The organism is Sphingobium sp. Leaf26 (assembly GCF_001421665.1).
Lineage (GTDB): Bacteria > Pseudomonadota > Alphaproteobacteria > Sphingomonadales > Sphingomonadaceae > Sphingobium.
Genome location: NZ_LMKV01000012.1, coordinates 454,595 through 479,370 on the forward strand (window position 1 = coordinate 454,595; position 24,776 = coordinate 479,370).

General features: G+C 62.9%; 21 protein-coding genes. 15 read left to right on the plus strand and 6 right to left on the minus strand.

The window, feature by feature from the left end:
* The first annotated feature begins 56 nt into the window (after positions 1 to 56).
* From ASE85_RS11125 to ASE85_RS11185, 13 genes are all read left to right on the plus strand, one after another.
* Positions 57 to 1,046 carry a threonine ammonia-lyase gene (locus tag ASE85_RS11125; RefSeq protein ID WP_056687760.1) on the plus strand — a complete coding sequence of 330 codons (990 nt, stop codon included), beginning with the start codon at positions 57 to 59 and terminating at the stop codon, positions 1,044 to 1,046.
* Positions 1,046 to 1,945, plus strand: coding sequence for a LysR family transcriptional regulator (locus tag ASE85_RS11130; protein WP_056687762.1), 900 nt, complete (start codon positions 1,046 to 1,048; stop codon positions 1,943 to 1,945). Before ASE85_RS11125 ends, ASE85_RS11130 begins: the two co-directional genes overlap by 1 nt.
* A gap of 79 nt (positions 1,946 to 2,024) precedes the next feature.
* On the plus strand, positions 2,025 to 3,251 hold the full coding sequence (locus ASE85_RS11135) for an amidohydrolase family protein (RefSeq protein WP_056687765.1): 1,227 nt from the start codon (positions 2,025 to 2,027) through the stop codon (positions 3,249 to 3,251).
* Positions 3,252 to 3,267: 16 nt separating this feature from the next.
* Positions 3,268 to 4,767 carry a bifunctional 3-(3-hydroxy-phenyl)propionate/3-hydroxycinnamic acid hydroxylase gene (locus ASE85_RS11140; RefSeq protein ID WP_056687768.1) on the plus strand — a complete coding sequence of 500 codons (1,500 nt, stop codon included), beginning with the start codon at positions 3,268 to 3,270 and terminating at the stop codon, positions 4,765 to 4,767.
* The gene (locus ASE85_RS11145) at positions 4,764 to 5,195 is read left to right on the plus strand and encodes a GlcG/HbpS family heme-binding protein (RefSeq protein ID WP_056687770.1); all 432 of its coding nucleotides are present in this window, start codon (positions 4,764 to 4,766) and stop codon (positions 5,193 to 5,195) included. The genes ASE85_RS11140 and ASE85_RS11145 overlap by 4 nt, the downstream gene beginning before the upstream one ends.
* Positions 5,192 to 6,112, plus strand: coding sequence for a VOC family protein (locus ASE85_RS11150; protein ID WP_056687773.1), 921 nt, complete (start codon positions 5,192 to 5,194; stop codon positions 6,110 to 6,112). The genes ASE85_RS11145 and ASE85_RS11150 overlap by 4 nt, the downstream gene beginning before the upstream one ends.
* Entirely contained in the window at positions 6,112 to 6,942 is an 831-nt protein-coding gene (locus tag ASE85_RS11155) for a fumarylacetoacetate hydrolase family protein (RefSeq protein ID WP_056687776.1), read from the plus strand. The genes ASE85_RS11150 and ASE85_RS11155 overlap by 1 nt, the downstream gene beginning before the upstream one ends.
* Before the next feature lie 38 nt (positions 6,943 to 6,980).
* Positions 6,981 to 9,341 carry a TonB-dependent receptor gene (locus ASE85_RS11160; RefSeq protein ID WP_082462756.1) on the plus strand — a complete coding sequence of 787 codons (2,361 nt, stop codon included), beginning with the start codon at positions 6,981 to 6,983 and terminating at the stop codon, positions 9,339 to 9,341.
* A gap of 57 nt (positions 9,342 to 9,398) precedes the next feature.
* A complete protein-coding gene (locus ASE85_RS11165; protein ID WP_056688704.1) occupies positions 9,399 to 10,253 on the plus strand; it encodes an alpha/beta hydrolase in 855 nt (284 codons plus the stop codon).
* A 25-nt stretch (positions 10,254 to 10,278) separates the two neighbouring features.
* The gene (locus ASE85_RS11170; protein ID WP_056687782.1) at positions 10,279 to 11,583 is read left to right on the plus strand and encodes a glycoside hydrolase family 1 protein; all 1,305 of its coding nucleotides are present in this window, start codon (positions 10,279 to 10,281) and stop codon (positions 11,581 to 11,583) included.
* Positions 11,584 to 11,596: 13 nt separating this feature from the next.
* Positions 11,597 to 12,505, plus strand: a complete 909-nt coding sequence (locus ASE85_RS11175; RefSeq protein WP_056687785.1) for an alpha/beta hydrolase — start codon at positions 11,597 to 11,599, stop codon at positions 12,503 to 12,505.
* Complete coding sequence (locus ASE85_RS11180) at positions 12,502 to 12,936, plus strand: hypothetical protein (RefSeq protein ID WP_056687788.1); 435 nt, start codon at positions 12,502 to 12,504, stop codon at positions 12,934 to 12,936. Before ASE85_RS11175 ends, ASE85_RS11180 begins: the two co-directional genes overlap by 4 nt.
* A 25-nt stretch (positions 12,937 to 12,961) precedes the next feature.
* On the plus strand, positions 12,962 to 16,288 hold the full coding sequence (locus tag ASE85_RS11185) for a glycosyl hydrolase (protein ID WP_056687791.1): 3,327 nt from the start codon (positions 12,962 to 12,964) through the stop codon (positions 16,286 to 16,288).
* Positions 16,289 to 16,291: 3 nt separating this feature from the next.
* Here ASE85_RS11185 and ASE85_RS11190 read toward each other — a convergent pair whose 3' ends face one another.
* The 6 genes from ASE85_RS11190 to ASE85_RS11215 form a co-directional block, all read right to left on the minus strand.
* On the minus strand, positions 16,292 to 17,614 hold the full coding sequence (locus ASE85_RS11190; RefSeq protein ID WP_056687794.1) for a DUF3422 domain-containing protein: 1,323 nt from the start codon (positions 17,612 to 17,614) through the stop codon (positions 16,292 to 16,294).
* Between the two features lie 87 nt (positions 17,615 to 17,701).
* Positions 17,702 to 18,454, minus strand: a complete 753-nt coding sequence (locus ASE85_RS11195) for a TIGR02186 family protein (RefSeq protein WP_056687797.1) — start codon at positions 18,452 to 18,454, stop codon at positions 17,702 to 17,704.
* A complete protein-coding gene (locus ASE85_RS11200; protein ID WP_056687800.1) occupies positions 18,454 to 19,368 on the minus strand; it encodes a sulfite exporter TauE/SafE family protein in 915 nt (304 codons plus the stop codon). The genes ASE85_RS11195 and ASE85_RS11200 overlap by 1 nt, the downstream gene beginning before the upstream one ends.
* A 57-nt stretch (positions 19,369 to 19,425) precedes the next feature.
* Positions 19,426 to 20,523, minus strand: coding sequence for a hypothetical protein (locus ASE85_RS22405; protein ID WP_082462758.1), 1,098 nt, complete (start codon positions 20,521 to 20,523; stop codon positions 19,426 to 19,428).
* Positions 20,520 to 21,908, minus strand: coding sequence for a glycosyl transferase family protein (locus ASE85_RS11210; protein ID WP_056687803.1), 1,389 nt, complete (start codon positions 21,906 to 21,908; stop codon positions 20,520 to 20,522). The genes ASE85_RS22405 and ASE85_RS11210 overlap by 4 nt, the downstream gene beginning before the upstream one ends.
* Before the next feature lie 683 nt (positions 21,909 to 22,591).
* Positions 22,592 to 22,990 carry a low affinity iron permease family protein gene (locus tag ASE85_RS11215; RefSeq protein WP_056687806.1) on the minus strand — a complete coding sequence of 133 codons (399 nt, stop codon included), beginning with the start codon at positions 22,988 to 22,990 and terminating at the stop codon, positions 22,592 to 22,594.
* Between the two features lie 58 nt (positions 22,991 to 23,048).
* On the opposite strand from ASE85_RS11215, the gene ASE85_RS11220 reads away from it, so the two are divergent.
* Entirely contained in the window at positions 23,049 to 23,381 is a 333-nt protein-coding gene (locus ASE85_RS11220) for a hypothetical protein (RefSeq protein WP_443018517.1), read from the plus strand.
* Between the two features lie 147 nt (positions 23,382 to 23,528).
* Entirely contained in the window at positions 23,529 to 24,728 is a 1,200-nt protein-coding gene (gene sucC, locus ASE85_RS11225; RefSeq protein ID WP_056687809.1) for an ADP-forming succinate--CoA ligase subunit beta, read from the plus strand.
* The last annotated feature ends 48 nt before the right edge of the window (positions 24,729 to 24,776 follow it).

A 24,776-nucleotide genomic window follows, 5' to 3' on the forward strand; every position in this document is an offset into this window, starting at 1 on the left:
CGCTTCTCCTCGACTTGGCCTGCGGCTAGAGCCGGGGGTGCAAACAGGAGCAGCGCATGGACCAATCGCCCGTCATCACCATCGCCGACATCATCGATGCCGCTAACGTCATCGCGCCTACCGCGATCCGCACGCCCTTGCTGGAAAATGATGCGCTCAACGATCGGGTCGGTCGCCGCGTCCTGCTGAAGTTCGAAGGGGCGCAGCGGACCGGATCGTTCAAATTTCGCGGCGCCTATAACCGCCTCGCGCGTCTGGACGAGCGCGAGCGGGCGGCGGGCGTCGTCGCCTGGTCGTCGGGCAATCATGCGCAGGGCGTGGCCGCCGCCGCAAAGCTGCTCGGCATGCCGGCGACCATCGTGATGCCGGCCGATGCGCCCGCGATCAAGCTGGCCAACACCCGCGCACTCGGCGCGGAGATCGTGACCTACGACCGCCATAGGGAAAGCCGCGAGGAAATCGCCACCGCTTTGTCGCAGGAGCGGGGCGCGACGCTGGTGCCGTCCTTCGACGATCCCTTCATCATCGCAGGGCAGGGGACGACCGGCCTTGAAATTCTGGATCAGGCGGCGGAAGCGGGCGCGGATATCGGCCAGATTCTCGTCTGTTGCGGCGGCGGTGGCCTGACCGCCGGCATCGCCACGGCGGTCAAGGCGCGCGCGCCCGGCATCGACCTGTACTCGGTCGAACCCGTCGGCTTCGACGATACCGCCCGTTCGCTCGCCAGCGGCCAACGCGAAACGGTGTCGGCCGATGCCCGCAGCATTTGCGACGCGTTGATGGCACCTAGCCCCGGCGCCATGACCTTCCCGATCAACCGGGCGCTGCTGTCCGGCGGTCTGGTCGTCAGCGACGATCAGGTGCGGGATGCCATGCGCTTCGCCTTCTCTTCGCTCAAACTGGTGGTGGAGCCGGGCGGGGCGGTCGCACTGGCCGCGATGCTCAGCGGCCTCGCGCCGTCCTGCTATGGCGCCAGCGTCGTGGTGATGTCGGGCAGCAATGTCGATCCTGCCGCTTATGCCGCCATCATCGGGGATATCGGCTGATGATCGACCCGCGTGCCATTCGCACCTTTCTCGCTGTTTGCCGTGCCAACAGCATCAGCGGCGGCGCGCGGGCGCTCAATATTTCGCAGCCGTCCGTGTCGAATGCGATCGCGCAGCTGGAACAGTCGCTCGGCGGAGTGTCGCTGTTCGAGCGCTCGCGCAGTGGTATCCAATTGACCCCTGAAGGCGAAGCGCTGCTGCGCCGGGCGGAGGCGATCGACAGCCTGATGGCCGATGTGCAGACGGAGGTTAAACTGGCCAGCGCCGGTGTCACCGGGCCGCTGCGCGTCGGTGGTACGCCCGGCGCGCTGGTCAGCCTGCTACCCGACGCCGTGCGTCGCATGGAGGCACGGATCGGCCATTTCGCCCTGCATGTGGTGGAACGGCCAGACCATGATCTGGCGGCGATGCTCCATCGCGGCGAGATCGAGCTGGCGTTCGTCACGACCGGCATCGAACAGCCGCCTGAAGGCATTGAAGAACGCACCTTCTCCCGTGATCCCTTTGCCCTGATCGTGGGCAAGCAGAATGATCATATGCCTGCGCGCCTCTCGTTGCGTGACACGGCGCATATGCGCTGGGTGCTGCCCGAAGCGCGGGGCGCGTTCCGCCGTCAGGTCGATGCGCTGTTCATGGCCGCCGACATCCCCGTGCCGCAGGATATCATCCGCTGCGACTCCCTGCTCACCACCAAGGCGATGGTGCGCGGCAGCCAGCGCGTCACGATATTGCCGATGCAGGTCGCCTCGGCAGAGTTGTCGATCGGCGTGCTGCGCGCCATCACCATCGAGGAAGCGCAATTCGCTCGCAGCATTGGCGTGCGCAAATTGGCGGGCGCTCGCCTGTCACGCCTGGGCACTGAATTGCTCGATACGCTCATCCATAGTTCCAAGCTATGACATATCGAAAAATCATTATTTTTCTTCCCGGTCGGAGAGGTCCATAACGTCTCCATAACGACGGCAGGAGAGACTTCAGGTGCGACAGCTTATCCGCAATGTTCGGATATTCGACGGAACGGGCAGCGATCCCGTCCCCGGCGCCGTCCTGATCGAAGGCGATCGCATCGCTGCTGTCCTGCCTGCCGATACGGATGTCGAAGCCGACAGCGTGATCGACGGCCAGGGCGGCACTCTGATGCCCGGTATGGTCGACGCCCATACCCATCTGACCTGGGGCAGCTCGGTCGAGAAAATCTATCACCAGTTCATCCTGCCGCCCGAAGAGTTGAAGGTTGCCGCCTGGCGTAACGCCCGCGTGCTGCTCGACCATGGCTATACCAGCCTCTATTCGGCCGGCGCGCTGGGCGACCAGATCGAACCGGAACTGGCTCGCGCGATCGAGGCCGGCGAAACGCCCGGCCCGCGCCTCGTCCCTTCGACGCTGGAACGCAGCCCGGAAGGCGAAGAAGGCGTCGAGACCGGCGACGTGTTCAACGGTCGCGGCCCCGAAGCCATGCGCGGCTTCGTCGCCTATTGCGCGGCGGAAGGGGTCAAGTCGCTGAAGCTGGTCATTTCCGGTGAGGACGCACTCAAACCCGGATCGTCGGGCGACATCCTCTACACGGACGAGGAAATGCTGGCTGCGGGCGAGGCTGCCAAAGAGGCGGGCCTGTGGATCGCCACCCATGCCTATTCGCCCCGCGCCATCACCCTCGCACTCGAAGCTGGCGCGCGTATCCTCTATCACTGCTCCTTCGCTGACGATGCTGCGATCGACGCGATGGCGGCGAAGAAGGACGCAATTTTCTACGCCCCCGGTCCCGGCGTCTCGGTAGCCGCGCTCGAAGCGTCGCCGCCGCCGCATATCGACATGTCGTCGATGAAGGCCAGCGCTGCCGAGCGTCTGGAACTGGAAAAAGCGCTGGTGCCCAAGCTCAAGGCGCGGGGCGTGCGCATCCTGCCTGGCGGGGACTATGGTTTCCCCTTCAACCCCCATGGCCGCAATGCCCGCGACCTGGAGCATTTCGTCACTTATTACGGCTTCACCCCGGCCGAAGCCCTGAGCGCCGCCACCATGCTTGGCGGACAGCTTATGGGACAGCAAGTTGGACAGGTGAAGCCGGGCTATCTGGCCGACCTGCTGCTGATCGACGGTGATCCTGCAAAGGACGTTCGCATCATGCAGGATGCCAATCATATCAAGATGATCATGCTGGGTGGGCGGCTATATAAGTCGCCGGCAGAACAGCCCGTGACCGCCTGACCGGAAAGACGCTTTCATGTTCGATGTTGCGATCATCGGCTGCGGGCCGGTGGGGGCCTTTGCGGCCAATCTCCTTGGGAAATCCGGTGCATCGGTCCTGGTGATCGAGCAGGAGGCGCATCCCTATCCGCTGCCCCGCGCGGTGCATCTGGACCATGAGATGATGCGCCTGTTCCAGTCGGCCGGCGTGATCGATCGGGTCGCAGGCGACATGCGCGATACCGAAGGGCATCTGCATGTCGGCGCAGACCATGGCGTAATCCGCTACATGGGCACGGTCGGCCGCGCGCGCCCGTTCAGTTGGTCCAACGACTATTTCTTTTATCAGCCCGAACTGGAGGATCACCTCCGGAATGCGCTGAATGATTACCCCAATATAACTGTCCAACTCGGTGTCGCATTTGAAGGGCTGGATCAGGGTGCGGATGGCGTCACGCTCCACCTTTCGGGCGGTCGCAGCGAACAGGCGCGCTATGTCATCGCCTGCGACGGCGCACGCAGCGCAGTGCGCAAGGCGCTGGATATCAGGCTGGACGATCTGGATTTCGAAGAACCCTGGCTGGTGGTCGATGCCGAGGTCGATGGCCCGGTCCGCTTCCCCGACCTCTGGGCCGTGCCCGAAGCAGCCGACCTCCAGAAATTGTCGGTCATGATGTGCGATCCCAGGCGGCCCGCGACCATCGTGCCGGGACGCGGCAATCACCGCCGCTGGGAATTCATGTTGCTGCCAGGCGAAGACGACCGGGCGATGATGGAGCCGCAAGCCGTCGCAGCCCTTGTCGAACCTTATCTCTCCGGGGTTCCACACAAGGTGGTGCGCGCAGCCACCTATCGCTTCCACGGTCTGATCGCCGAGCGGTGGCGGCAAGGCGCCGTCTTTCTGGCCGGCGATGCCGCGCACCAGACGCCGCCCTTTTTTGGACAAGGCATGTGCCACGGTCTGCGAGACGTCGCCAATCTGGCGTGGAAGCTGGATCTGGTGCTGGCAGGCAAGGCGCCCGACGCGCTGCTCGACACATATCAGCCCGAACGCGACCCCCATGTCCGCGCCGTCATTTCCGCCGCCGTGGGGGCGGGCCGCTATATTTGCATGCTTGATCCGCAAGCCGCCGCCGAGCGCGACGCGACCATGCGCGAAGCCGCCAAGGGCGCGCAGCAGGGCACCGCCGCCGATTTGATCCCCGCCATTGCGACAGGCATCGTCGCGACCGGTACGGCTGGCGCAGGCGAGCGCTTCATTCAGCCGCGCGTCGGCGACCTGTTGCTGGACGATGTGACCGGCGGCGGCTGGCGCCTCTTCACCCGGACGGCGATCGATGGCGGTGATGTGACCATCGTCGATCTCGCGCACCTGGCCGATGGCGGCGCGATCGCCGACTGGCTGGCCGACCGCAATGCCGACTCCGTGTTGATCCGGCCCGACCATTATGTCTTCGGCACCGGCAAGGCCGCCGACCTCATCGCCCGGCGCAACGCCCTCATCGCCGGCGCAGCCCATCAGGAGATTGCCGCATGAGCCTCACGCTCGTTCAGGCGCGGACCATCATCGATGCCGCCCTTGCCAAGGGGCGCACTGATGGCGCCCAGCCGCTGGCCGTGGTGGCGCTGGATGCCGGCGCGCATCCTGTTGCCATGGTGCGCGAGGATGGCGCCAGCCTGTTCCGCTTCGACATCGCAAAGGCCAAGGCCACCGGCGCACTGGGGATGGGGGCGGATACGCGGATACTTGCCGCGCGTGCCGCTTCCAACCCTGTATTTTTTCAGAGCGTCGTCGCCGCCACCGGCGGTCGGCTCGCTCTGTCCCCCGGCGGCGTCCTGATCCGTGACGTGGAAGGAACGGTAATGGGCGCCGTCGGGATCAGTGGCGACACCGGCGAATGCGACGAAGCCTGCGCCATTGCCGGCATCCTGGCCGCCGGCCTTTCCCATGGAGACAAGCAATGAAGTTGCGCAGCATCGAACTGGCGCTGCCCGGCGCGGCGGAGGCAGCGGCCTTCCTGACCGACATCTGGGGCATGGCCCCGGCGGATGTCGTCGGCGACATCCATTATCTGCGCGGATCAGGCAGCTATCCCTATCTGGTCGCACTGGAAGAGTCGGCGCAGCCTTATGTTCGCTCAACCACCTTCGTCTGCACCGCCGATCGGCTGGAGCAACTGAAGCACAGCGTGACCGATGCGGGCCTGATCGCCGCGCCCGTCACCTCCAGCGATCTGGGTGGCGGCCACGGTATCGTTGTCGAACTGGCGGAGGGCGAACTGCTCCGCTTCCTGGTCGACGCTGCGGAAGTGGCACCGATCGAGGGCGCGGACCTGCCGGTCAAGCTGACCCATGTCGTGTTCAACAGCGCGGACGCCGAAGCGACCGGTCATCTGGTCGAGGACGCGCTGGGCTTCCGCGTATCGGACCGGACCAAGGGCATGGTCTTCGTACGCTGTAATGACTCGCATCACAGCACTGCCTTCGCCCGTGCCGGCTTCGCCAGCCTCAACCATATCGCCTTCGAGATGGAGGATATGGATGCAGTGATGCGCGGCATCGGCCGCCTTCGCGATCAAGATATGGCGCCAGCCTGGGGGCCGGGCCGTCATGGTCCTGGCGCCAATGTCTTTGCTTATTTCATCGCGCCTTTTGGACCCGTCATCGAATTTTCGACTGCCGTGAACAAGGTGCCTGACGATTATCAGGCTGGTGCGCCGGAAGACTGGACCTGGCCGGAAAACCGAATCGACCAATGGGGCATGTCCGACAAGGATTTCGGTGGCCTGCGCGCCGCTGAAGAGAAATTTCGCCATCGCCGCGACTGGGATGCCAAGCCTTTGGCCCAGCCGCTGGACGTCCTGACAGAGGAAAATCACTAATGCGTTATGTCAGCTTCCGCCGCCCCAACGGCACCCCAAGCTTCGGCCGTCTCGATGGCGAAACCATCGTCGAACTGGCGACCGATGCGACGCCCAGCCTGAAGGCGGCGCTGGCCGAAGGCAGTCTGGGCGCGCTGGCGGATGGTGCGACCTTTGCTGCCGCCGATATCGTGCTGCTGCCGGTTATTCCCGATCCCGCCAAGATACTCTGCGTCGGTTTGAACTATGCCGAGCATGTCAAGGAAACAGGCCGCGAGCAGAAAGCGCATCCGGCGATCTTTGTCCGCTATGCCGACAGTCTGATCGCCGACGGCCAGCCGATGGTGAAGCCGGCCGTGACCGAACGCTTCGATTATGAAGGCGAACTGGCGGTCGTCATCGGCAAGCCCTGCCACAAGGTCGCAGCGGCCGACGCCTGGAACTATGTCGCCGGTTACGCCGCCTTCAACGATGGCAGCGCGCGCGACTGGCAGCGTCACAATATCCAGTTCACGCCCGGCAAGACCTTTCCCGGCACCGGCGGTTTCGGCCCTGCGCTGGTGACGGCGGATGAGATCGAAGACCTTGCCGCGCTGCGCGTCCAGACCCGCCTCAACGGCGAACTGCTTCAGGACCAGCCGGTCAGCGACATGATCTGGGATATCCCGACCGTGATCGAATATGTGTCGGCCTTCACCCCGCTCGCCCCCGGCGACGTCATCGCCACCGGCACGCCCGGCGGCGTCGGCGATAAGCGTACCCCGCCGCTCTACATGAAGGCCGGCGACAAGGTCGAAATCAGCATCGGCACGGTCGGCACGCTCACCAACCGCATCATCGACGAACAATAAGTCCAATCGACCCAATCATAAGAAGGGGAGGAGTAATCATGCGTAAGTTCCAAAAGTCCATCTTGGCCATGGCGGGCGTCAGCACGCTCGCCATCGTCGCGCCCGTCTTCGCACAGGACGCCACGGTGCCGCAGGAAGCTGCCGATGCCGCGCCTGCCGGCGTCGACATCGTCGTCACTGCGACCCGCCGCGCCGAGCGTTTGCAGGACGTGCCGCTCGCCGTGTCGGCGATTGGCGCGGAGCAACTGGCGGCGACCGGGTTCAAGGATCTGACCAACATCGCCTATACCTTCTCCGGCGTGCAGTTCGGGACTACCCCGAACGATGCCGGTTTCCGCGTTCGCGGGGTTGGTACGCTTGGGGGCTTTACCAGCGCGTCGGAAGCGCCTGTTGGTCTTGTGGTCGATAACGTCGTGGTCGGCTTCGGCAGCCCGGTGAACAGCCTGGGCGACCTGGAGCGGATCGAAGTGCTCAAGGGACCGCAGGGAACTCAGTTCGGCAAGAACGCTTCGTCCGGCGTCATCAACATCACTACCAAGAAGCCCGAACTGGGCGCTTTCAATGGTAATGCCTTTGCCTCTTACGGCTCGCTCAACGAGCGTGACATCCATGGCGCCGTGAACATTCCGCTGGGCCAGAAGGCGGCGCTCAACATCTATGCCTTTGATCGCGCCTATGACGGCTTCATCAAGAATACCGTCCGCGATGAAAGCTGGGGTGGCCAGCATTTCTACGGCACCCGTGCCAAGCTGCTGATCGAACCGACTGACGGCTTTTCCGTCTATGTGATCGGCGACTATTCGCGTCAGAAGCAGAAGGGACCGGGCCAGACCTGGACGCTCAACAAACTGTCTGCGGCCCAGACTGCGCCGGGTGGTATTGCAGGCCTTCCATTTGTTAACTTCGCCGCGCTGGGTGTGAACCCGGGACTGCATAACGACGTGTCGATCGAAGACGGTCAGGGCTATTACGACGTCGAAAATTATGGTGCGTCGTTGCAGGCCGACCTGGAACTGGGCGATTATACCTTGTCGTCGATAACCGCCTATCGTGAATTTAACGAAGCGCCTTACACTTATTCGATCGATGGATTGCCCTATGAAAAGTTCTTTGCCAAGGCAAAGGGCGAAACCAAGCGCTTCTACTCGCAGGAATTGCGCCTGACGTCGCCGTCTGGACAACCGCTTGAATATATTGCGGGCCTATATCTTTCACGGCAGAAATCGGGATTGGGCGGCGGACAGAGTGCTATTCTTCGTCCCGCGCTTCCCTATTCCTCCTTCCCCACCGTATCGATTACGTCGGGTTACAATGTGACGCGAACGACGTCGGATAGCGCGGCGCTGTTCTTCGACGGCAAATATCACATCACCGACACGCTCAGCCTGATCGGTGGCGGTCGCCTGACCCGGGACAAGGTAAAGGCAAGCAACTTTTCCTATGTCGATACGGATCTTGATCCGTTCGTGCCGCCAATGCCGTCCAACGGCTTCACGCCATCAGGTACCATACCCTACGCCGCGCGTGACCTTCAGACCGGCAGCGCAAAAAAGACGGACGTGTCCGGCCGCTTTGGCATGGAATATAAACCGGACCGTGATCTACTGTTCTACGCAACCTTTGCACGCGGTTATCTCGGTCCCACGGTCACTTTCTCGGGTCTGACCGGTACGCGCAGCTCGGTCGCGCCACAGACGGTTAAGGATCTCACGGCTGGTGCCAAGATGCAGTTTCTGGACCGCACGCTGACGCTCAACATCAACGGTTTCTGGGACAAATATAAGGATCTTCAGACATCCGTTTTCAACGGTCAGGAGTTCCTGACAGAAAATGCGGGTGGGGCGGAAGTCAAAGGCTTCGAGATTGAAATGGTCGCACGCCCGGTCAAGGAGTTCTCAGTCAACGCCTCGCTCACCTATTCGGACGCCAAATTCACCGATTATCTGACCGCTTGCCCGTCGGTATTCGTGCTGGCTGGCACGTCCGCTACGGTATGCAACGCACCAGGATCGACGGCCACGACGCCACTTTATCAGGCGAAGGGACAGGTTTTGCCCGGATCGCCCAAATATAGCATCGTGCTTGGTGCGACATGGGAAAAGCCGGTTACCGAGACTCTCACCTTTGATGCGTCGGCTAATCTGTCTTTCCGCAGTAAGACCCAGAATGCGGTTGGCGACAAGAACACGATCCAACCCGCTTATGAGATCGTGAACCTGAATATCGGTCTTGGCGATGCGGATGGTGCCTGGCGGATCGGCGGCTTTGTCCGCAATCTGTTCAAGACCGATTTTAACTCGGCCATCCTGGGATTGCCTTTCTCCGATGGTGGCTATGTGAACTGGCGCAGCCGTGAAGCCGAGCGCACCTTCGGCGTTTCGCTTGAGGGTCGCTTTTAAAAAAAAGATGCGGGGGGGCATGTTGCCTCCCCGTTTACCAGCGGGAGAGGATGAATGATGCAGCAGGCTGACATCAGACAGGCGATAGCCGCTCTGGGTACCAGCCTTGGCCCGGACGTGCTGATCCGATGCCGTGCGCTGTTCGATGCGGACCAATCGGCTCTGGTGCTAGGGCAGCCGGTGTCGCAGGCCGATATCGCCTATGGCCCGCATGATCGGCATCGCCTCGACCTCTACCAGACACAGGGTGATGGCTTGGCGCCGATCCTCGTCTTCGTCCATGGCGGCGGTTTCCTCAAAGGGAACAAGGGCGGGGCGGAGGACTGGCCCAACGCCAATGTCGGTCGCATGGCGGCGCAGGCGGGTTTCCTGGGCGTCGTCATCAACTATCGTCTGGCGCCCGACCATGCCTGGCCGGCGGGGTCGGAGGATGTCGCTTCGGTCGTCGACTGGCTGAAGGCTCATGCCGCAGAGCATGGGGGTGATCCCGATCGCATCGTACTGATGGGGACATCGGCCGGAGCCGTGCACGTCGCCGGCTATCTGAAGCTGGCGGGAGCGCGCGACATTCGCGCCACCATCCTGCTGTCGGGCCTTTATGGCTACACGCCGCTCGATGAGCGCGACATGCTCTATTATGGCGATCCTGCGCTCTATCCCGACCGGATGCCGCTGGAAGCGGTCGCCGCCACCGACTTGCCGTTGCTGCTCGCCTGCGCCGAGTTCGACCCGCCGCGTTTCCAGGCCGAATTTCTGGGTCTGATGCAGGATCGGCTTTCCCGTCACGGCATCATGCCGCGCGGTTACATTCATTCGGGCCACAATCATTACAGCATGGCAATGCACCTTGGCACCGCCGACCGGCGGCTCGCCGACGAAATCTGCGCCTTCGTGCGCGAAACCACCGCCTGACAATCATAAGAGGAGAGACGGACATATGCTCAACCGCAGGACCCTTCTGGCCACCGGCGCCGCACTGATGGCTGCCCCCGCCTTCGCCGCGCGCAAGACAGTAGATCCGGCCTTCCCCAAGGGTTTCCTATGGGGCGCGGCTACCGCGCCGCACCAGATCGAAGGCAATAATATCGCCAGCGACCTGTGGTTTCTGGAAAACCAGCAGCCCACCGTCTTTAGCCAGCCGTCCGGTGATGCCTGCAACAGCTTTACATTGTGGGAAACCGATCTGGATCTTGCCAAGGCGATGGGCCTCAACTGCTATCGCTTCGGCATCGAATGGGCGCGGATCGAGCCGGAGAAAGGCTTGTTCAGCCAAGCGATGCTCGATCACTACAAGGCTGTGATCGACGGCTGCCGGTCGCGCGGTCTGACCCCGGTCGTCACCTACAGCCATTTCACCGCACCGCGCTGGTTCAGCGCGCAGGGGGGGTGGACCAACCCGGAAAGCGCCGCGCTCTTCGGCCGCTATTGCGACAAGGCGACCCGCGCGCTTGGGCAGGGGATCGACCGCGTCATCACCTTCAATGAACCTAATATCCTGCTGCTGCTGAAGCCGATGCTGCCTCCGCAGGTCTGGGACATTCAGAAACTGACGCTGGAAACTGCGGCCAAGCGCCTCGGCGTGCCCAAATTCGTCAGCGCCAATGTCGCCGGCTTCGACGATCTACCCGCGCTGCAAACTGGCCTCGTCGCCGCGCACAAGGCGGGCAAGGCCGCGATCAAGGCGGTACGCCCCGACCTGCCGGTCGGTATTTCGCTGGCGATGATGGACGATCAGGCCGTGGGCAAGGCGTCCATCCGCGACCGGATGCGCAGCGAACTCTACGGCCAGTGGCTCGATATCGCGAAGGGCGACGATTTCATCGGCGTGCAGAATTATGAGCGCGCTCTCTGGGGCGACAAGGGCCGCCTGCCCGCGCCCCAGGGATCGATGGTCAACTGGTCGGGCACAGAAGTCTGGCCGGGTTCGCTCGTCGGCGCCGTCCGCTACGCCCATGAAGCGACCGGCGTGCCGATCCTGGTATCCGAACATGGCGTTGGCACGGAAGATGACGCGATCCGCGCGAAATTCATCCCAGAAGCGCTCGCCGGCCTCAAGGCGGCAATGGACGATGGCGTGCCTGTGCTTGGCTATTGTCACTGGTCGCTGCTCGACAATTTCGAATGGATTTTCGGCTACAAGCCCAAATTCGGGCTGCACAGCGTTGATCCCGTCACCTTCGTCCGCACGCCCAAGCCCAGCGCCGCTGTCTACGGCGCCATCGCTCGCCGCAACGCGCTCTAAAGGAGCATCCGCCATGAAGAGTCTCGCCCTTACCGCCCTGTTGCTGGTCGCCGCCCCGGCGGTCGCGCAGATGCCCATTCCGGTCCCGGCTCAGGCGCCAGCCGAACCCGATGCCATTCCGCTTTACCCGGACATGAAGGCGCCCAACGGGTCGATCGAAAACTGGGTGCGGTTCGGCGAAGATCTGGCTGTCCGCAATGTCACCGTGCCGACCATCACTCCCGTCCTGCCCGATCCCGCCAAGGCGACCGGCGCGGCAGTGGTGGTCGCGCCGGGCGGCGCCTTCATGCTGCTGGCGATGGACCATGAGGGCTGGAGCGTCGCTCGCTGGCTGGCTGACCATGGCGTCGCCGCCTTCGTCCTGAAATATCGGCTGAACCCGACCCCGGCAGATACGGCGGCAGCCTCCGCCTATATGGGTAAGCGTATGGAGGAATCGCTCCGCGATTCTGCTGCGCCGCCTTCGATCAGGGAGCCGCGCGCGACGCTCGATGCATTGGCAGCGCTCAAGCTGGTGCGGGCAAGTGCCGGAAAATGGGGCGTAGATCCGCAGCGCGTCGGCATGATTGGCTTTTCCGCTGGCGCGATGACGACGCTCAACGCGGCGCTGGAAGGGAAGGGGGGCAATCGCCCGTCCTTCATCGGCTATGTCTACGGTCCGATGCTCGCGCAGGATGTGCCGGCCGATGCGCCGCCGATGTTCGCGGCCATCGCCAATGACGACGGCCTGTTCCCCAATCCCTCCTATGCGCTGGTCGAAAGCTGGCGGCGGGCGCATGTGCCGGTGGAACTGCACGCCTATGAGCGCGGCGACCACGGCTTCGGAATGGGCAAGCCCGGCACGACGACGATCGGCCTGCTGCCGCAATTCCTGTCCTGGATGGAGATGCGCGGGCTTTTGAACAGGAAGGTTGAACCATGACCAGGGCCATTTCGATCCGGCGGGAAGCGGCGATCAGCGTGGTCATCAATGGCTTGTTGAGTTTCGCCTTCTTTTTAGCTGTGTTTGGGGTGCAGCCGCGACGGATCGGCTGGGTGGCGCCCGACAATCTGGCGCTGGACTTCATACCCCAGAGCATCGCCGTCGCCTTGATGAGCGCTTTGGTTCCGGCGCTCATCGCGCGGCGACGGCTGGGCCATGCGCCGACGCTTGGGCCTGTCCTGACCCGCGCGGCGCTGTTTGCGCTGGCCGGTGCAGTTCTGGGCGGTGCGCTCGCCTTTTCTATCGGCAGCGTCTCCTTTCCGTCTATCGCCTGGGGCGCTGCCCTGACGATCAAGATCGCCTATGGCGGCGCGCTTGGCGCGCTGGTCGCCACATTGGCGCTGCGGCGGCTGCTGTCGACCGCCCGATAAATTTGAATTTGAGGATTGCCCGCCGATGACATCCCGCACGCTTCGCCTGTCCGCTTTGCTGGCTTGCACACTCCTCGCTGCACCCGCGCTGGCGGATGAACTGGCCGACGGCTTCGCGAACCCGCCCCAGTCGGCCCGCCCGCGCGTTTGGTGGCACTGGATGAACGGCAATGTCACCAAGGACGGGATCGACAAGGATCTCGACTGGATGGCCCGTATCGGGATCGGCGGGGTCCAGAATTTCGATGCCAGTCTGATGACGCCGCAGATCGTCAAGGAGCGGCTGATCTATATGACCGACGGCTGGAAGGATGCGTTCCGCCATGCCGTTCAGACCGCTGATGCGAAGGGGCTGGAATTCGCCATTGCCGCCTCGCCGGGCTGGAGTGAGACGGGCGGTCCCTGGGTCAAGCCGCAGGATGCGATGAAGAAGCTGGTCTGGAGCGAAACCGACCTTCGCGGCGGCCAGCGGTTGAAGGGCGCGGTGCCGACGCCGCCCTCCATCACCGGTCCTTTCCAGAGCGCGAAGTTCAGTGACCCTCTGGCCAGTGGCGCCGAGAGTGGCGCGCTGCCGAGCTATTATGCCGATGCGTGCGTTCTCGCCTATGCGGTCAGCGCAACGCCGCTGCCGCTGCCGCAGGTGACCCAGGCCGACGGCAGTACGCTCATCGCCGCTCCCCTGCTCGACCATGACCTGGAAACCGTGGCGCAGGTCGCCAAGGGTGACGCCGCCAACCCCGGTGCGCTGATCCTCGACTATGGCAAGCCCGTCACCATCCGTTCCGCCAGCCTGTTCGTGCCCCATGCTCGTCCCCCGTTCGGCGATCCGGCCTATCGTCCTACGTTGGAGGCCGAGACAGCGCAGGGCTGGCAGCCAGTCGGCCGTTTCGCCCTGACCGAAGTGTCCGCGACGATAGGCTTCGCGCCCGTCACCGCGCGGCGCTTCCGGCTGGTCCTGTCCGCCAATGATGCGCCTAAGTCCCCCGGTCTGGGCGATGGTGCCCCTGGCGCAATCATGATGGACGTCTTCGCCCGCCCGGACAGTCCGATGCTGGGCATCGGCGACCTGCGCCTCTCGACGGAAGCGAAGATTGATCAATTTGAAGCCAAGGCGGGCTATGCGATCGTGCCCGACTACAACCGGCTGAGCGACGGCGTCGCGCCGTCCGCCCCGGCGATCGATCCGGCAAAGGTGTTGGATATCACCAATCGGTTGCGCTCCGACGGCACGCTGGACTGGACCGCGCCGAAGGGCAGCGACTGGCGCATCGTCCGCATGGGCTATTCCCTGACCGGCAAGACCAACCATCCCGCGACGCCCGAAGCCACGGGCCTTGAAGTCGACAAATATGACGCCGCCGCCGTCCGCCGTTATCTCGAAACCTATGTTGGCATGTATCGCGATACGGTGGGGGCGGACTGGATCGGCAAAAAGGGCATCCGCGCCCTTCTGACCGACAGCATCGAGGTCGGAGCATCCAACTGGACGCCGCGCATGGTCAATGAATTCAAGGCGCGGCGCGGCTATGATCCGGTCCCTTTCCTGCCCACGCTGACCGGCGCGGTGGTGGGATCGGCCGCGCGCAGCGATGCCTTCCTTCATGACTATCGCCAGACCTTGGCGGATTTGCTCGCCAATGCGCATTATGGCACTGTGGCCAAGGTTGCGCATGAAAATGGCATGACCGTCTATGGTGAGGCGCTGGAAAATGCTCGCCCGGTACTGGGCGACGATCTCGCCATGCGCGCCCATGCCGATGTGCCGATGGCGGCGATGTGGACCTTCAACCGCGGCGCGGCACCGCGCCCGACCCTGATTGGCGACATGAAAGGCGCAGCCTCGGTCGCCCATATTTACGGCCAGAACATCGTTTCGGCCGAAAGCATGACCTCGGCCTTTGCGCCCTGGGCTTTCGCGCCATCGGACTTAAAGCGCGTCATCGACCTGGAGTTCGTATCGGGCGTCAATCGCCCAGTCGTGCATACATCGGTGCATCAGCCGGTGGATGACAAGCTACCGGGCCTCAGCCTCATGATTTTCGGCCAATATTTCAACCGGCATGACAGCTGGGCGAACATGGCGAAGCCGTGGATCGATTATATGTCCCGTACCGGCTATCTGCTGCAACAGGGCCGCGATCATGCGGACCTCGCCTATTTCTATGGCGAGGATGCGCCTATCACCGCGCTGTTCGAACATGGTGTGCCATCGGATTTGCCGACCCGCTATGCCTATGATTTCGTCAATGCCGATATCCTCGCCCACCGCATGAGCGTGGACAAGGGCGAACTGGTCGCCGGTAACGCTCGCTACCGCGCCCTCTATCTTGGCGGGTCGAGCCGGGTGATGACGCTGGCGACGCTGCAACATATCGCTGCGCTGGTGGAGGCCGGCGCGACCGTCATCGGCACAACGCCTCAACGCGCGCCGGGCCTTCAGGATGACGGCGCTGCCTTCAGGGCATTGGCCGATCGTCTGTGGAGCGGCGGCCCGGTCGGCAAGGGCAGGGTGATCACCGCGCATGATGTCGAAGCTGCACTTGCCACAGCCGGTGTCGAGGCGGACTTCCGCATCACTCAGGGCGCGTCCGATGCGGATTATCGTTTCGTCCATCGCAAGCTGGCGGATGGCGACCTCTATTTCGTCAACAACCGCACCGACAAGGCGAGCCGCATCGAGGCGCGCTTCCGCGTGACCGGCAAGCGGCCCGAAATCTGGCGCGCGATCGACGGCTCGGCGGCTCCCGTCTCGTACCGCATTGAAAGCGGCGAGACGGTGATCCCGCTCGATGTCGGGGCGGAGGACGCCTTTTTCATCCTGTTCCGCACGCCCGCGACGTCGTCCGCCGCCGTTGTTGCCGTAAAGGCGGCCCGCCCGGCTGCGACGCTTGCCAATCCCTGGACAGTCCGCTTCCAGCCCGGACGCGGCGCCCCGGCGCAGATCGCGATGCCGACACTGACGCCATTGGAGAACAACGCCGATGCCGGCGTGCGCTATTTCTCCGGCGAAGCAACTTACAGCAGCCGCTTTACCTTGCCCAAAGGCGTGAAGCCAGGCGCGCCGCTCTGGATCGATCTCGGCAAGATCGGCGATGTCGCGGAAGTGCGCGTCAACGGCCAAGCCGCCGGCACGACATGGTTCGCGCCCTACCGCCTCGACATCGGCAAGCTGGTGAAGCCAGGCAACAACGCAGTGGAGATCAAGGTCGCCAATCTGTGGGTCAATCGCCTGATCGGCGACCAGCAGCCCGGCGCACAGAAAATTACCTTCACCGCTGCGCCAACCTACAAACCGGATGCGCCCCTGCGCTCTTCTGGTCTGATCGGGCCGGTGCAATTGCTTGTCGAATGAACTTCAATGATCGAGCGTCTCGCCGTTCCGCAAGGGCGGCGGGCGTTTCACCTTCTTGATCTGGCGCAGCCCCAGGAACACCACGCCGATGATCGCGGGGATCAGCGCCAGATCGATCCCGCTGGGCAGATGCGCACCCTGATGCTCGATGGCTTCCTTGATATGGTGCCACAGACCCAGCGCGTAATAGCTGATCGCCACGACCGACAGGCCTTCGACCGTATGTTGCAGGCGAAGCTGCAATCCGGTTCTGCGGTCCATGGAAGCGAGCAGGTCGCGATTGCGACGGGCGAGCGCGGTATCGACGCGGGTGCGGAGCATGGCGCTGGTCCAGGCGATCCGCTGCGACAAATCCTCCAGCCGTCGCCCGAATGCGTCGCAGGTGCGCATGGCGGGGAGGAGCCGACGCTCGGTAAAATCGTCGAGTGAGCGATAGCCGCGAACCTGCGCCACTTCCAGCCGACGGATGCGGTCGAAGCAGAGTTCGGCATAGGCATGGGTTGCGCTCATTCGATAACGGGTGCGTGCGACGATCTGCGCCAGTTCGGCGCTGAGCGAGGACAGGGTTTCCAGCACGGCGTCCGCGTCCGCCTGCGGTTCCGCTACGCATGTAGTTACGTCGGTCAACCGCTGTTCCAGTGTGGCGAGAAGGGGCGTTGCCTGTTGCGCTTCGGGCAGGCCCAATAGCGCTATCTTGCGATAATTGCCCAATTCCTGAAGCCGCTGAACCAGCAGGGAGGCTTCCGCTCCCTCCAGCCCCCGGTCGTGAACAAGCAAGCGGCCAAAGCCATTATCGTGGAGGCGGAAATCGGCCCAGACCCGCGCACGCCCCTGCGCCACATCGGAAATGGTCAGGTCATCTGCCATGAAATAGCTGGAGATCGATATATTGGTCGGCTCCTGCCGGGTCAGCGCGATTTGAGTCGATCGGATGATCTGGCCGGGAAGGCTATCGATCCAATGGGCAACCGGCGTGAAAGGCGACAGGTCGAACGGTTCGCCATAGCCGTCTGCAATAAAGCTGTAGGTTATAAATTCGCTATGCCGTTCCCAGGAGAAGCCGAGTGCGCCGACGCGACAGGCGAAGAAGCGATCGCCTGCATCAGGGGAGGGGCCATCCGATGGCAGCAGGTCATTGAGCGCGGCGATGCTGGTGCGGGCCTGCTGCTCATCGACGATCATCATGAATTGCACGGCACGCGCCGGCGCATCCATGCGTGGCATTTTGCGAATGTGCATCTCGCGCGAGAGCGAAGCGCGCAGGGCATGGCTGCGCCGCGTCAGATTTTGGAAGGGACCATCGCCCGTTGGTGTGCCGGCTTCCATTTGTGTTTCGATCCCCCCCGATCTGTTTGCTGCTATGCTAATGGCCCCTGAACATGCTGCAATGGGTCCGGTCCAAAGAATGAGGCATCAAATGCGGCGGGCGATGGCGCCGGCGGCCCATCCCATGCCGACTGCCATGGCGATCGCCACCAGCCCATAGACGAAGGACCAATGTTCGGCCGCGGTGGCGATGAACTGTTCGAAGCCGGACTTGCGCACGGTGATGTCGCGCACAGCGGCGGCGACGACGCGGCCATCCTGCACCAGGAAGGTTTCGGCGGTATAGTCGCCCACGATGACGCGCGCAGAGAGCGGCAGGCGGGCGCGATAGAGGACGCCGTCAGTGATTTCGACTGTGCCGGGGCGTTCCACGAACAGACCGGACCGCGCGCGCAGGTCGACCAGTCCTTCCTGGAAGCGGGACAGTTCGCCGCTCTCGTTCAACGAGGCGGGGGAAAGTTGCAGCTTGTCGACGCCCAGTTCGTAGATGGCGGCGGTGCGTTCATCGACGATCCGGTCGATCGGCCGGGATGAAGCCATGGCGTAGAAGCTGGGCGCGGAGCGGAAGCGCGCTGTATCGGCATTGACCCAGATGCCAGCAACCTTCTGCTTTTCGCGCATGGTGATCGATTGTTCCGGCCCTTTCAGCACCACGACGATGTCGGCTGGCTTGTCGGGCTGGCGCCCATCGGGATAGACGATCGCACCGAACAGCAGCAGATCCGCGCCGGTGAAGCTGTATTGAATCTCCACGTCGCGCTGCGATACGTCGGGCACAAGTTGCGGTTCGTCCGCACCGATCAGCAGCAGGGCGGCGAGCAAAACGGCAAGGCTGCGCATCAGCCCACCTCGATCATATAGATTTCGTCCGGCCGCCAGCCCAGACCCAGCGCCATGCGCACAGCAACCAGCAGCACGATCGCGGCGAGGAGGATGCGCAGATACTCCGGGCGGATCGACATGGATATGCGGGTGCCAATCTGCGCGCCCACCACGCTGCCGATCAACAGCAGCAGCGCCAGCACCAGGTCTACCGCTTTGGTCGTCATGGCGTGCATCATCGTTGTCGCCATGGTGACGAACAAAATCTGGAACAGCGATGTGCCGACCACCGCCTGTGTCGCCATGCCCAGCAGATAAAGCATGGCCGGGACCAAGATGAAACCGCCGCCAACGCCCAGCAACATGGTGAGGATGCCGGTCGCCATGCCGAGCAGCAGCGGTGCCAGCGGTGAAATAAAAAGGCCTGACCGATAGAAGCGCCAGCGCATCGGCAGGGCGGCGACCAGCGGATGATGGCGGCGCTTGCGGGCGGGCGGTCGCTTGCCGGTCTTGAGCGCGACCAGCGCCTGAATCGATTCCTTTGCCATAAGGGCACCGATGCCACCCAGCATCAGCACATAGAGGATGCCGATGACGGTATCTATCTGTCCCAGATATTGCAGCAGGCGGAAGATGAAAACACCCATGCCAGCGCCGATCACGCCACCGGCGATTAGGACGCCGCCCATGCGGAAATCGACGGTGCCGCGTGACATATGGGTAAATACGCCCGACACGCTGGCCCCCGTGACCTGCGACGCGGCCGAGGCGGCGGCGACGGTAGGAGGGATGCCGTAGAAGATCAGCAGCGGCGTGGTCAGAAAGCCGCCGCCCACGCCGAACATGCCGGACAGCAGGCCGACGACGCCGCCAAGGCCGATGATGACAAGCGCGTTGACCGACAGATTGGCTATGGGCAGGTAGAGATCCATGCCAGTCGGGGTTACCGCCAACCAGCGCCGATATAAAGCCGCGATGGCACCGTTGAATCAAAAATCTGCTGCCAAGGTGACGGCAAGGCCAGATCCGGGGCGGGCATGCCCAGCTATCCGCTGTCGCCATTCGACCGAAAGGCGCGCGTTGTTCTGCGGCAGGGGCAGGCGAATTTGTAGCTCAGGACCGATGTCGAGGCGGCTGGCACCAGGCTGCGCACCACCGGACAGGGCGATACCAAGACGCAAAGGCGTGGCGGACAGCGGCGTCGTCAACGAGAACTTGCCGTCTATGAATGCATCCCGTTGCCGAAAGCCCACGAATCCGGTCTGGACATAGGCTTCCGTCATGAGCGACGGTGCGATCGCTGTCGGGCCGAAGCCGCCCACTGCCATCACCGCATTGGCGTTGCGACCGCCGACTCCCAAGGCGATACGGCGTTCTGTCGCGAGGCTGATGGGAAGAGAACGGACCGGCTGGATGGCCAGGCCGACCGCCCCTTCCGGCGCGGCCGGGCGGTGGAGCGCGCTGGTCGCACGACCATAGGCGGTCATTCGGGTCGCGGCGTGAGGCGCGAGGTCATAATCCAGACGCAGACCGGCCTGCGATCCGCCGAGTTGGCCTGCCGTGACTGTCTTGCTGCCCACTGATCCACCGGCGCGCCACAGGAGCCAGGCGCCAGCGTGCCATCGGTCAGCTGTAGCCGTCTTCCTGAGTAGCGGTGGCATGCTGACGGTCAGGCTGTGGGAGCCACTGATATAATCCGGGTCGCTCGCATAATGGCGGTTGGCGAAGCCGGTTGTGAAGGTGATGAAGTTCATCAGGTCGACCGGTATCTCTTCCTTGCGCGTTGGCGGCGGGTTGGAAACCGGAGAGAGCACAGTGCTGGGCGGTACAGGCGTCATGCCCATGGTCAGGGCGGAAAGGGCGGTGGCGGGCATAGTCACGATAGCGCTGGCTGCCAGCCGGGCTGACGGAGCAATCACCGGTACAGGCATTGGTAAAGGCACGGATATGGGCACGAATGTCGGCAAGGCGATGGGGGCGCGCTGTCCCGTGGTCATGATGTCGGGGCCAAAGAGGCGCAGCATCATCCAGCCTGCCAGCAGCACGGCGAAGAAACGCAAGGGGCGACCGCTTGCGCTGCGCGTCATGGCTCGGTCTTCAGATCGGGGAAACTATGCTGGGTCTTGTCCCAAGTGAGCGGTTGCCCCAGCAGTGACCGGGCGTAGAGGGCCATCGCCCGCCGGGCTGCCAATATGGCGATATAGTTGGCAATGACGGTGCGGGGAATGGCCATCAGCCCGTGATGCCATCCATAGGCGCGGCCCACGAACAGGGCGCGCATGATCGTGCGCCACAGCATCAGGCCGAGGTTGCACCAGAGTAGTCCGTTGATCAAAGGCGGCAGCGGTGGCTGGAGGAATGGCACCACGATTCCGATCGCCGCGATCAACGCCCAAAGGATCAGCGCCAGATAGGCGGCGAACAGGACGAAGGCGGCCAGAGTGGCGCGGCGATCGCGGATGCGCATCCACCATTCGGCCGGCCCGCCATGCCATCCCATCCGGTCCCACCCGGCCAGCGATATGCCCACCATCCAGCGCGCCTTCTGCTTGACGGCGGCATGGATGCTGTCGGGGAAATATTCGCGGGTGGCCACCAGCGCGCCAGTCCGGTCGCGCATCCGTACGAACACGCCGCGTCCACCCATATGGGCGATCCGAAGGCCGGCCTCATAATCCTCCGTCAGCGAAGACGGGTCGAACGGTCCTTCATGGATCGGATCGACCAGGCGACCGAGCATATGCCGTTCGAAGGCACAGGCGACGCCGGCGGATGGGATGGAAGCGCCCAGCGCCTCCCTTACGGTCAGCGCCTTTCCATGGTTTTCAGCAAATTCATCCCCATAATGATTACCGATGGCGCGGGCCAGCCAGCCGCCACGACCGCGTAGAGGCAGAACCGGCAACTGCACCAGCGGGAAACGGTCGATCATGAAATCGAACAGACGGATCTCGTCGGGATGCACCACATCCTCGGCATCGTGCAGCAGCACGGCCTTGAAAGGGCGACCGATGCGGCCTTCCATGTCGATCATCGCGCGCCATAGGGTGTTGAGGCAGTCGGCTTTGGTGCTGGGACCGGGGCGTGGATTGACTCCGATGATGATGCGGGGATCACCGGCCGCGACCGGGGCCACCATGTTCAATGTTTCCGGATCGTTGGGATAGATGCCGACAAAAATCCGGAAGTCATCCTGCGGCCAGCAAGCAAGCGCATGACGTAGCATCGGACCTATGACATCGGCTTCCCGCCAGGCTGGGATGAATATGGCGATGCTGCCGGGGCTGCATGATGCCGGAAGGGTGGCAGTGGTCATGCGTGGGTGGCGGGCATAGATGGTCAGATTGCGCCAGCAACGACGGAACAGAAAAAGGGCATCGACCATCAGGTCGTCCAGTCCGCCGATTGCCAGTCCGACGACGGCGAACAGCAGGATTTCACGATGCAGGGCCATCAGGCCCGCGGTCAGCATGTCCCCCAAAGGCTTGACCCCCACCCCTATCGCAAAGAGGATGACATTTGCGTCAGGTGGTTCCAAGTCTTTTGCAGATTTTACGCATAAGCCATTGTAATACGGTGCAGGATAAATGCTGTACCTGCCTTTGGGCGAGTGGTCGGCTGGAAAAACGGCATGAATCGAGTGCTTTCAATCCTGACCTTCGCGCGGGCAAGGCGATGCTGTGCGAGGCCGGTTTTGCCATAAGCATGTCCACCGATATCCTCGTTTTTTAAGCCGAGGTCTGTCCGAAAAAAGAAGCGAAGGGCGACATATTTCCGGGGTCTTTGCTGTCTACCTCGTCCGATTACGCCACGCTGCGCCGGATAGCGCGGCCGGTTGCCTCGGTGTCGCGATAAGCGGGTTCGCCAAGGGAACGCGGCGATGCTATTATTCCTGCGCTCGTGGTGCGAGTCGAACGCGGTATGGGCCAATCGACCAGTCTCTACATTCTACTGTACGGGAGGAGGGCGACCATGGAGATGGATGTCAATTATCTGCTGCATCGCCAGCAAGTGTCTTTGATGCGGGCACAAAGTTCGCGGTCCCGACAGGCGCGTGATGCCTATGAAAGTTTGGCCCATAGCTATGCCGACCGGGTCGACGCGCATCGTCGGGAAAATGAGAGGCTGATCATCCGGTCGCATTGATCGCTTTGCTCAGCGCCGCTGGATCAGCCTGTCGATCGCCAGGCGGTGGGTTTCGTCGTCACCGCATTCGCGTTCCAATACGGCCTTGATGCGCTGAAGATCCGCCTCGGTCAGATGTTCGATGCCGATGAAATCGTTCCGGGCCGCATCGACGGCGCGGATCAGCTCATCAAGTTTTGCCTGAATCGCGGAGCCGTCGCGATTTTGCGCATTCTGGATCAGGAACACCATCAGGAAGGTGACGATGGTAGTGCCGGTGTTAATGACCAGTTGCCATGTGTCGGAATAATGGAAGATCGGACCCGTTACCAGCCAGAGGGTGACCGTGATGAGGGCGAGGACGAAGGCGCTGGGCTGGCCCGCCCAACTGGCAACGCGGTGTGACAAGGCCGCGAAAATTCGATCCATGTGCGATTCTTTCTCTACAAAGTTGCGTCATTTATCCCTTGTTCAGCCGGAAAACGCCATGGACGGCGCGATGCGATCCTTTCATTTTCGTGCTGCAATGGCGGCAGCACTTTTCGCCCTTCCTGCTTGCACATCCCTTTCGCCCGAATCACGGCTGCGGTCCGAACTTGTGGAGGCTGGCATGTCGCCGCGCATGGCCGGTTGCATGGCCGAGCGGATGGTGGATCGACTGAGTCTGATGCAGTTACGAAAGCTCCAGTCGCTCGCCTCGCTCCGCAAATCTCACAGTGGCAGGATGAGCGCGGACCAATTGCTTCACAAGGTCCGGGCCTTGCAGGATCCGGAGATTTTCGCTGTCACCAGCAGTTCCGCGCTGGCTTACGCCTTCTGAACTTGGCGGACCGATCCGGTCCGAAAACGCTCAGATCGGCTTCCCGGGCTTTGCAATTTTGCAAAGTCGTTTTGCGAAATTTTCTGGCGCCCTGCTTTTGCCTGTGCTTAGCCGCTGACATCAGATTTCAGCGAAAGGGCGCGCCCCATGAACATTCACGAATATCAGGCCAAGGAACTGCTGGCGAAGTATGGCGCGCCGATCGCTGCCGGTTATGCCGCCTTCACGGTCGAAGAAGCCGTCGAAGCCGCAAAGAAACTGCCTGGGCCGCTTTACGTCGTGAAGTCGCAGATCCACGCCGGTGGCCGCGGCAAGGGCAAGTTCAAGGAACTGGCCCCCGAAGCCAAGGGCGGCGTCCGGCTTGCCTTCAACCTGGACGAAGTGAAGGCTCATTCGGCCGACATGCTGGGCAACACGCTGGTCACCATCCAGACCGGCGACGCGGGCAAGCAGGTCAACCGTCTGTACATCACCGACGGTGCCGATATCGCCAAGGAATTCTACTTGGCGCTGTTGGTCGATCGCGCCACCAGCCGCATCGCTTTCGTCGTGTCGACCGAAGGCGGCATGGACATTGAAGAGGTCGCCCATTCGACCCCGGAAAAGATCCACAGCTTCTCGGTCGATCCCGCTTCGGGCTTCCAGCCGCACCATGGCCGCGCCGTCGCCAACGCTCTGGGCCTGACCGGCGATCTGGCCAAGCAGGCTTCGAAGGTTGCAGCGTCGCTCTATGCCGCGTTCGAAGACACCGATGCCGAGCAGATCGAAGTTAACCCGCTGGCGCTGACCGAGCAGGGCAACCTCCTCGTGCTCGACGCCAAGGTGGCTTTCGATGGTAACTCGATGTTCCGTCACAAGGATATCGCCGAACTGCGCGACCTGACCGAGGAAGATGCGGCCGAAGTCGAAGCGTCGAAGTACGACCTGGCTTACATCAAGCTGGATGGCAACATCGGCTGCATGGTCAACGGCGCTGGCCTGGCCATGGCGACGATGGACATCATCAAGCTGAACGGCGAATTCCCCGCCAACTTCCTGGACGTAGGTGGCGGCGCCACCACCGAGAAGGTGACGGCTGCCTTCAAGATCATCCTGAAGGACCCGGCGGTGAAGGGCATCCTGGTCAACATCTTCGGTGGCATCATGAAGTGCGACATCATTGCCAATGGCATCGTCGCTGCCGCCAAGGAAGTAAACCTGTCGGTTCCGCTGGTCGTCCGTCTGGAAGGCACCAACGTCCAGCAGGGCAAGGACATATTGGCCAATTCGGGTCTTCCGATCGTCCCGGCAGACGATCTGGGCGACGCGGCCAAGAAGATCGTGGCGGAAGTGAGGAAGGCGGTCTGACCGTCTACTTCGCCTGAACGATACACCAAAGGGTGCGGGGGGACCGGA

Coding starts and splice junctions, on each gene's coding strand:
- ASE85_RS11190 (WP_056687794.1), bottom strand. CDS start 17,614: ATGGAAGCCGGCACACCAACGGGCGATGGTCCCTTCCAAAATCTGACG.
- ASE85_RS11125 (WP_056687760.1), top strand. CDS start 57: ATGGACCAATCGCCCGTCATCACCATCGCCGACATCATCGATGCCGCT.
- ASE85_RS11215 (WP_056687806.1), bottom strand. CDS start 22,990: ATGGATCGAATTTTCGCGGCCTTGTCACACCGCGTTGCCAGTTGGGCG.
- ASE85_RS11180 (WP_056687788.1), top strand. CDS start 12,502: ATGACCAGGGCCATTTCGATCCGGCGGGAAGCGGCGATCAGCGTGGTC.
- ASE85_RS11165 (WP_056688704.1), top strand. CDS start 9,399: ATGCAGCAGGCTGACATCAGACAGGCGATAGCCGCTCTGGGTACCAGC.
- ASE85_RS11130 (WP_056687762.1), top strand. CDS start 1,046: ATGATCGACCCGCGTGCCATTCGCACCTTTCTCGCTGTTTGCCGTGCC.
- ASE85_RS11140 (WP_056687768.1), top strand. CDS start 3,268: ATGTTCGATGTTGCGATCATCGGCTGCGGGCCGGTGGGGGCCTTTGCG.
- ASE85_RS11175 (WP_056687785.1), top strand. CDS start 11,597: ATGAAGAGTCTCGCCCTTACCGCCCTGTTGCTGGTCGCCGCCCCGGCG.
- ASE85_RS11170 (WP_056687782.1), top strand. CDS start 10,279: ATGCTCAACCGCAGGACCCTTCTGGCCACCGGCGCCGCACTGATGGCT.
- ASE85_RS11145 (WP_056687770.1), top strand. CDS start 4,764: ATGAGCCTCACGCTCGTTCAGGCGCGGACCATCATCGATGCCGCCCTT.
- ASE85_RS11210 (WP_056687803.1), bottom strand. CDS start 21,908: ATGCTGACCGCGGGCCTGATGGCCCTGCATCGTGAAATCCTGCTGTTC.
- ASE85_RS11200 (WP_056687800.1), bottom strand. CDS start 19,368: ATGGATCTCTACCTGCCCATAGCCAATCTGTCGGTCAACGCGCTTGTC.
- ASE85_RS11160 (WP_082462756.1), top strand. CDS start 6,981: ATGCGTAAGTTCCAAAAGTCCATCTTGGCCATGGCGGGCGTCAGCACG.
- ASE85_RS11195 (WP_056687797.1), bottom strand. CDS start 18,454: ATGCGCAGCCTTGCCGTTTTGCTCGCCGCCCTGCTGCTGATCGGTGCG.
- ASE85_RS11185 (WP_056687791.1), top strand. CDS start 12,962: ATGACATCCCGCACGCTTCGCCTGTCCGCTTTGCTGGCTTGCACACTC.
- ASE85_RS11150 (WP_056687773.1), top strand. CDS start 5,192: ATGAAGTTGCGCAGCATCGAACTGGCGCTGCCCGGCGCGGCGGAGGCA.
- ASE85_RS22405 (WP_082462758.1), bottom strand. CDS start 20,523: ATGACGCGCAGCGCAAGCGGTCGCCCCTTGCGTTTCTTCGCCGTGCTG.
- ASE85_RS11220 (WP_443018517.1), top strand. CDS start 23,049: ATGGACGGCGCGATGCGATCCTTTCATTTTCGTGCTGCAATGGCGGCA.
- ASE85_RS11155 (WP_056687776.1), top strand. CDS start 6,112: ATGCGTTATGTCAGCTTCCGCCGCCCCAACGGCACCCCAAGCTTCGGC.
- sucC (WP_056687809.1), top strand. CDS start 23,529: ATGAACATTCACGAATATCAGGCCAAGGAACTGCTGGCGAAGTATGGC.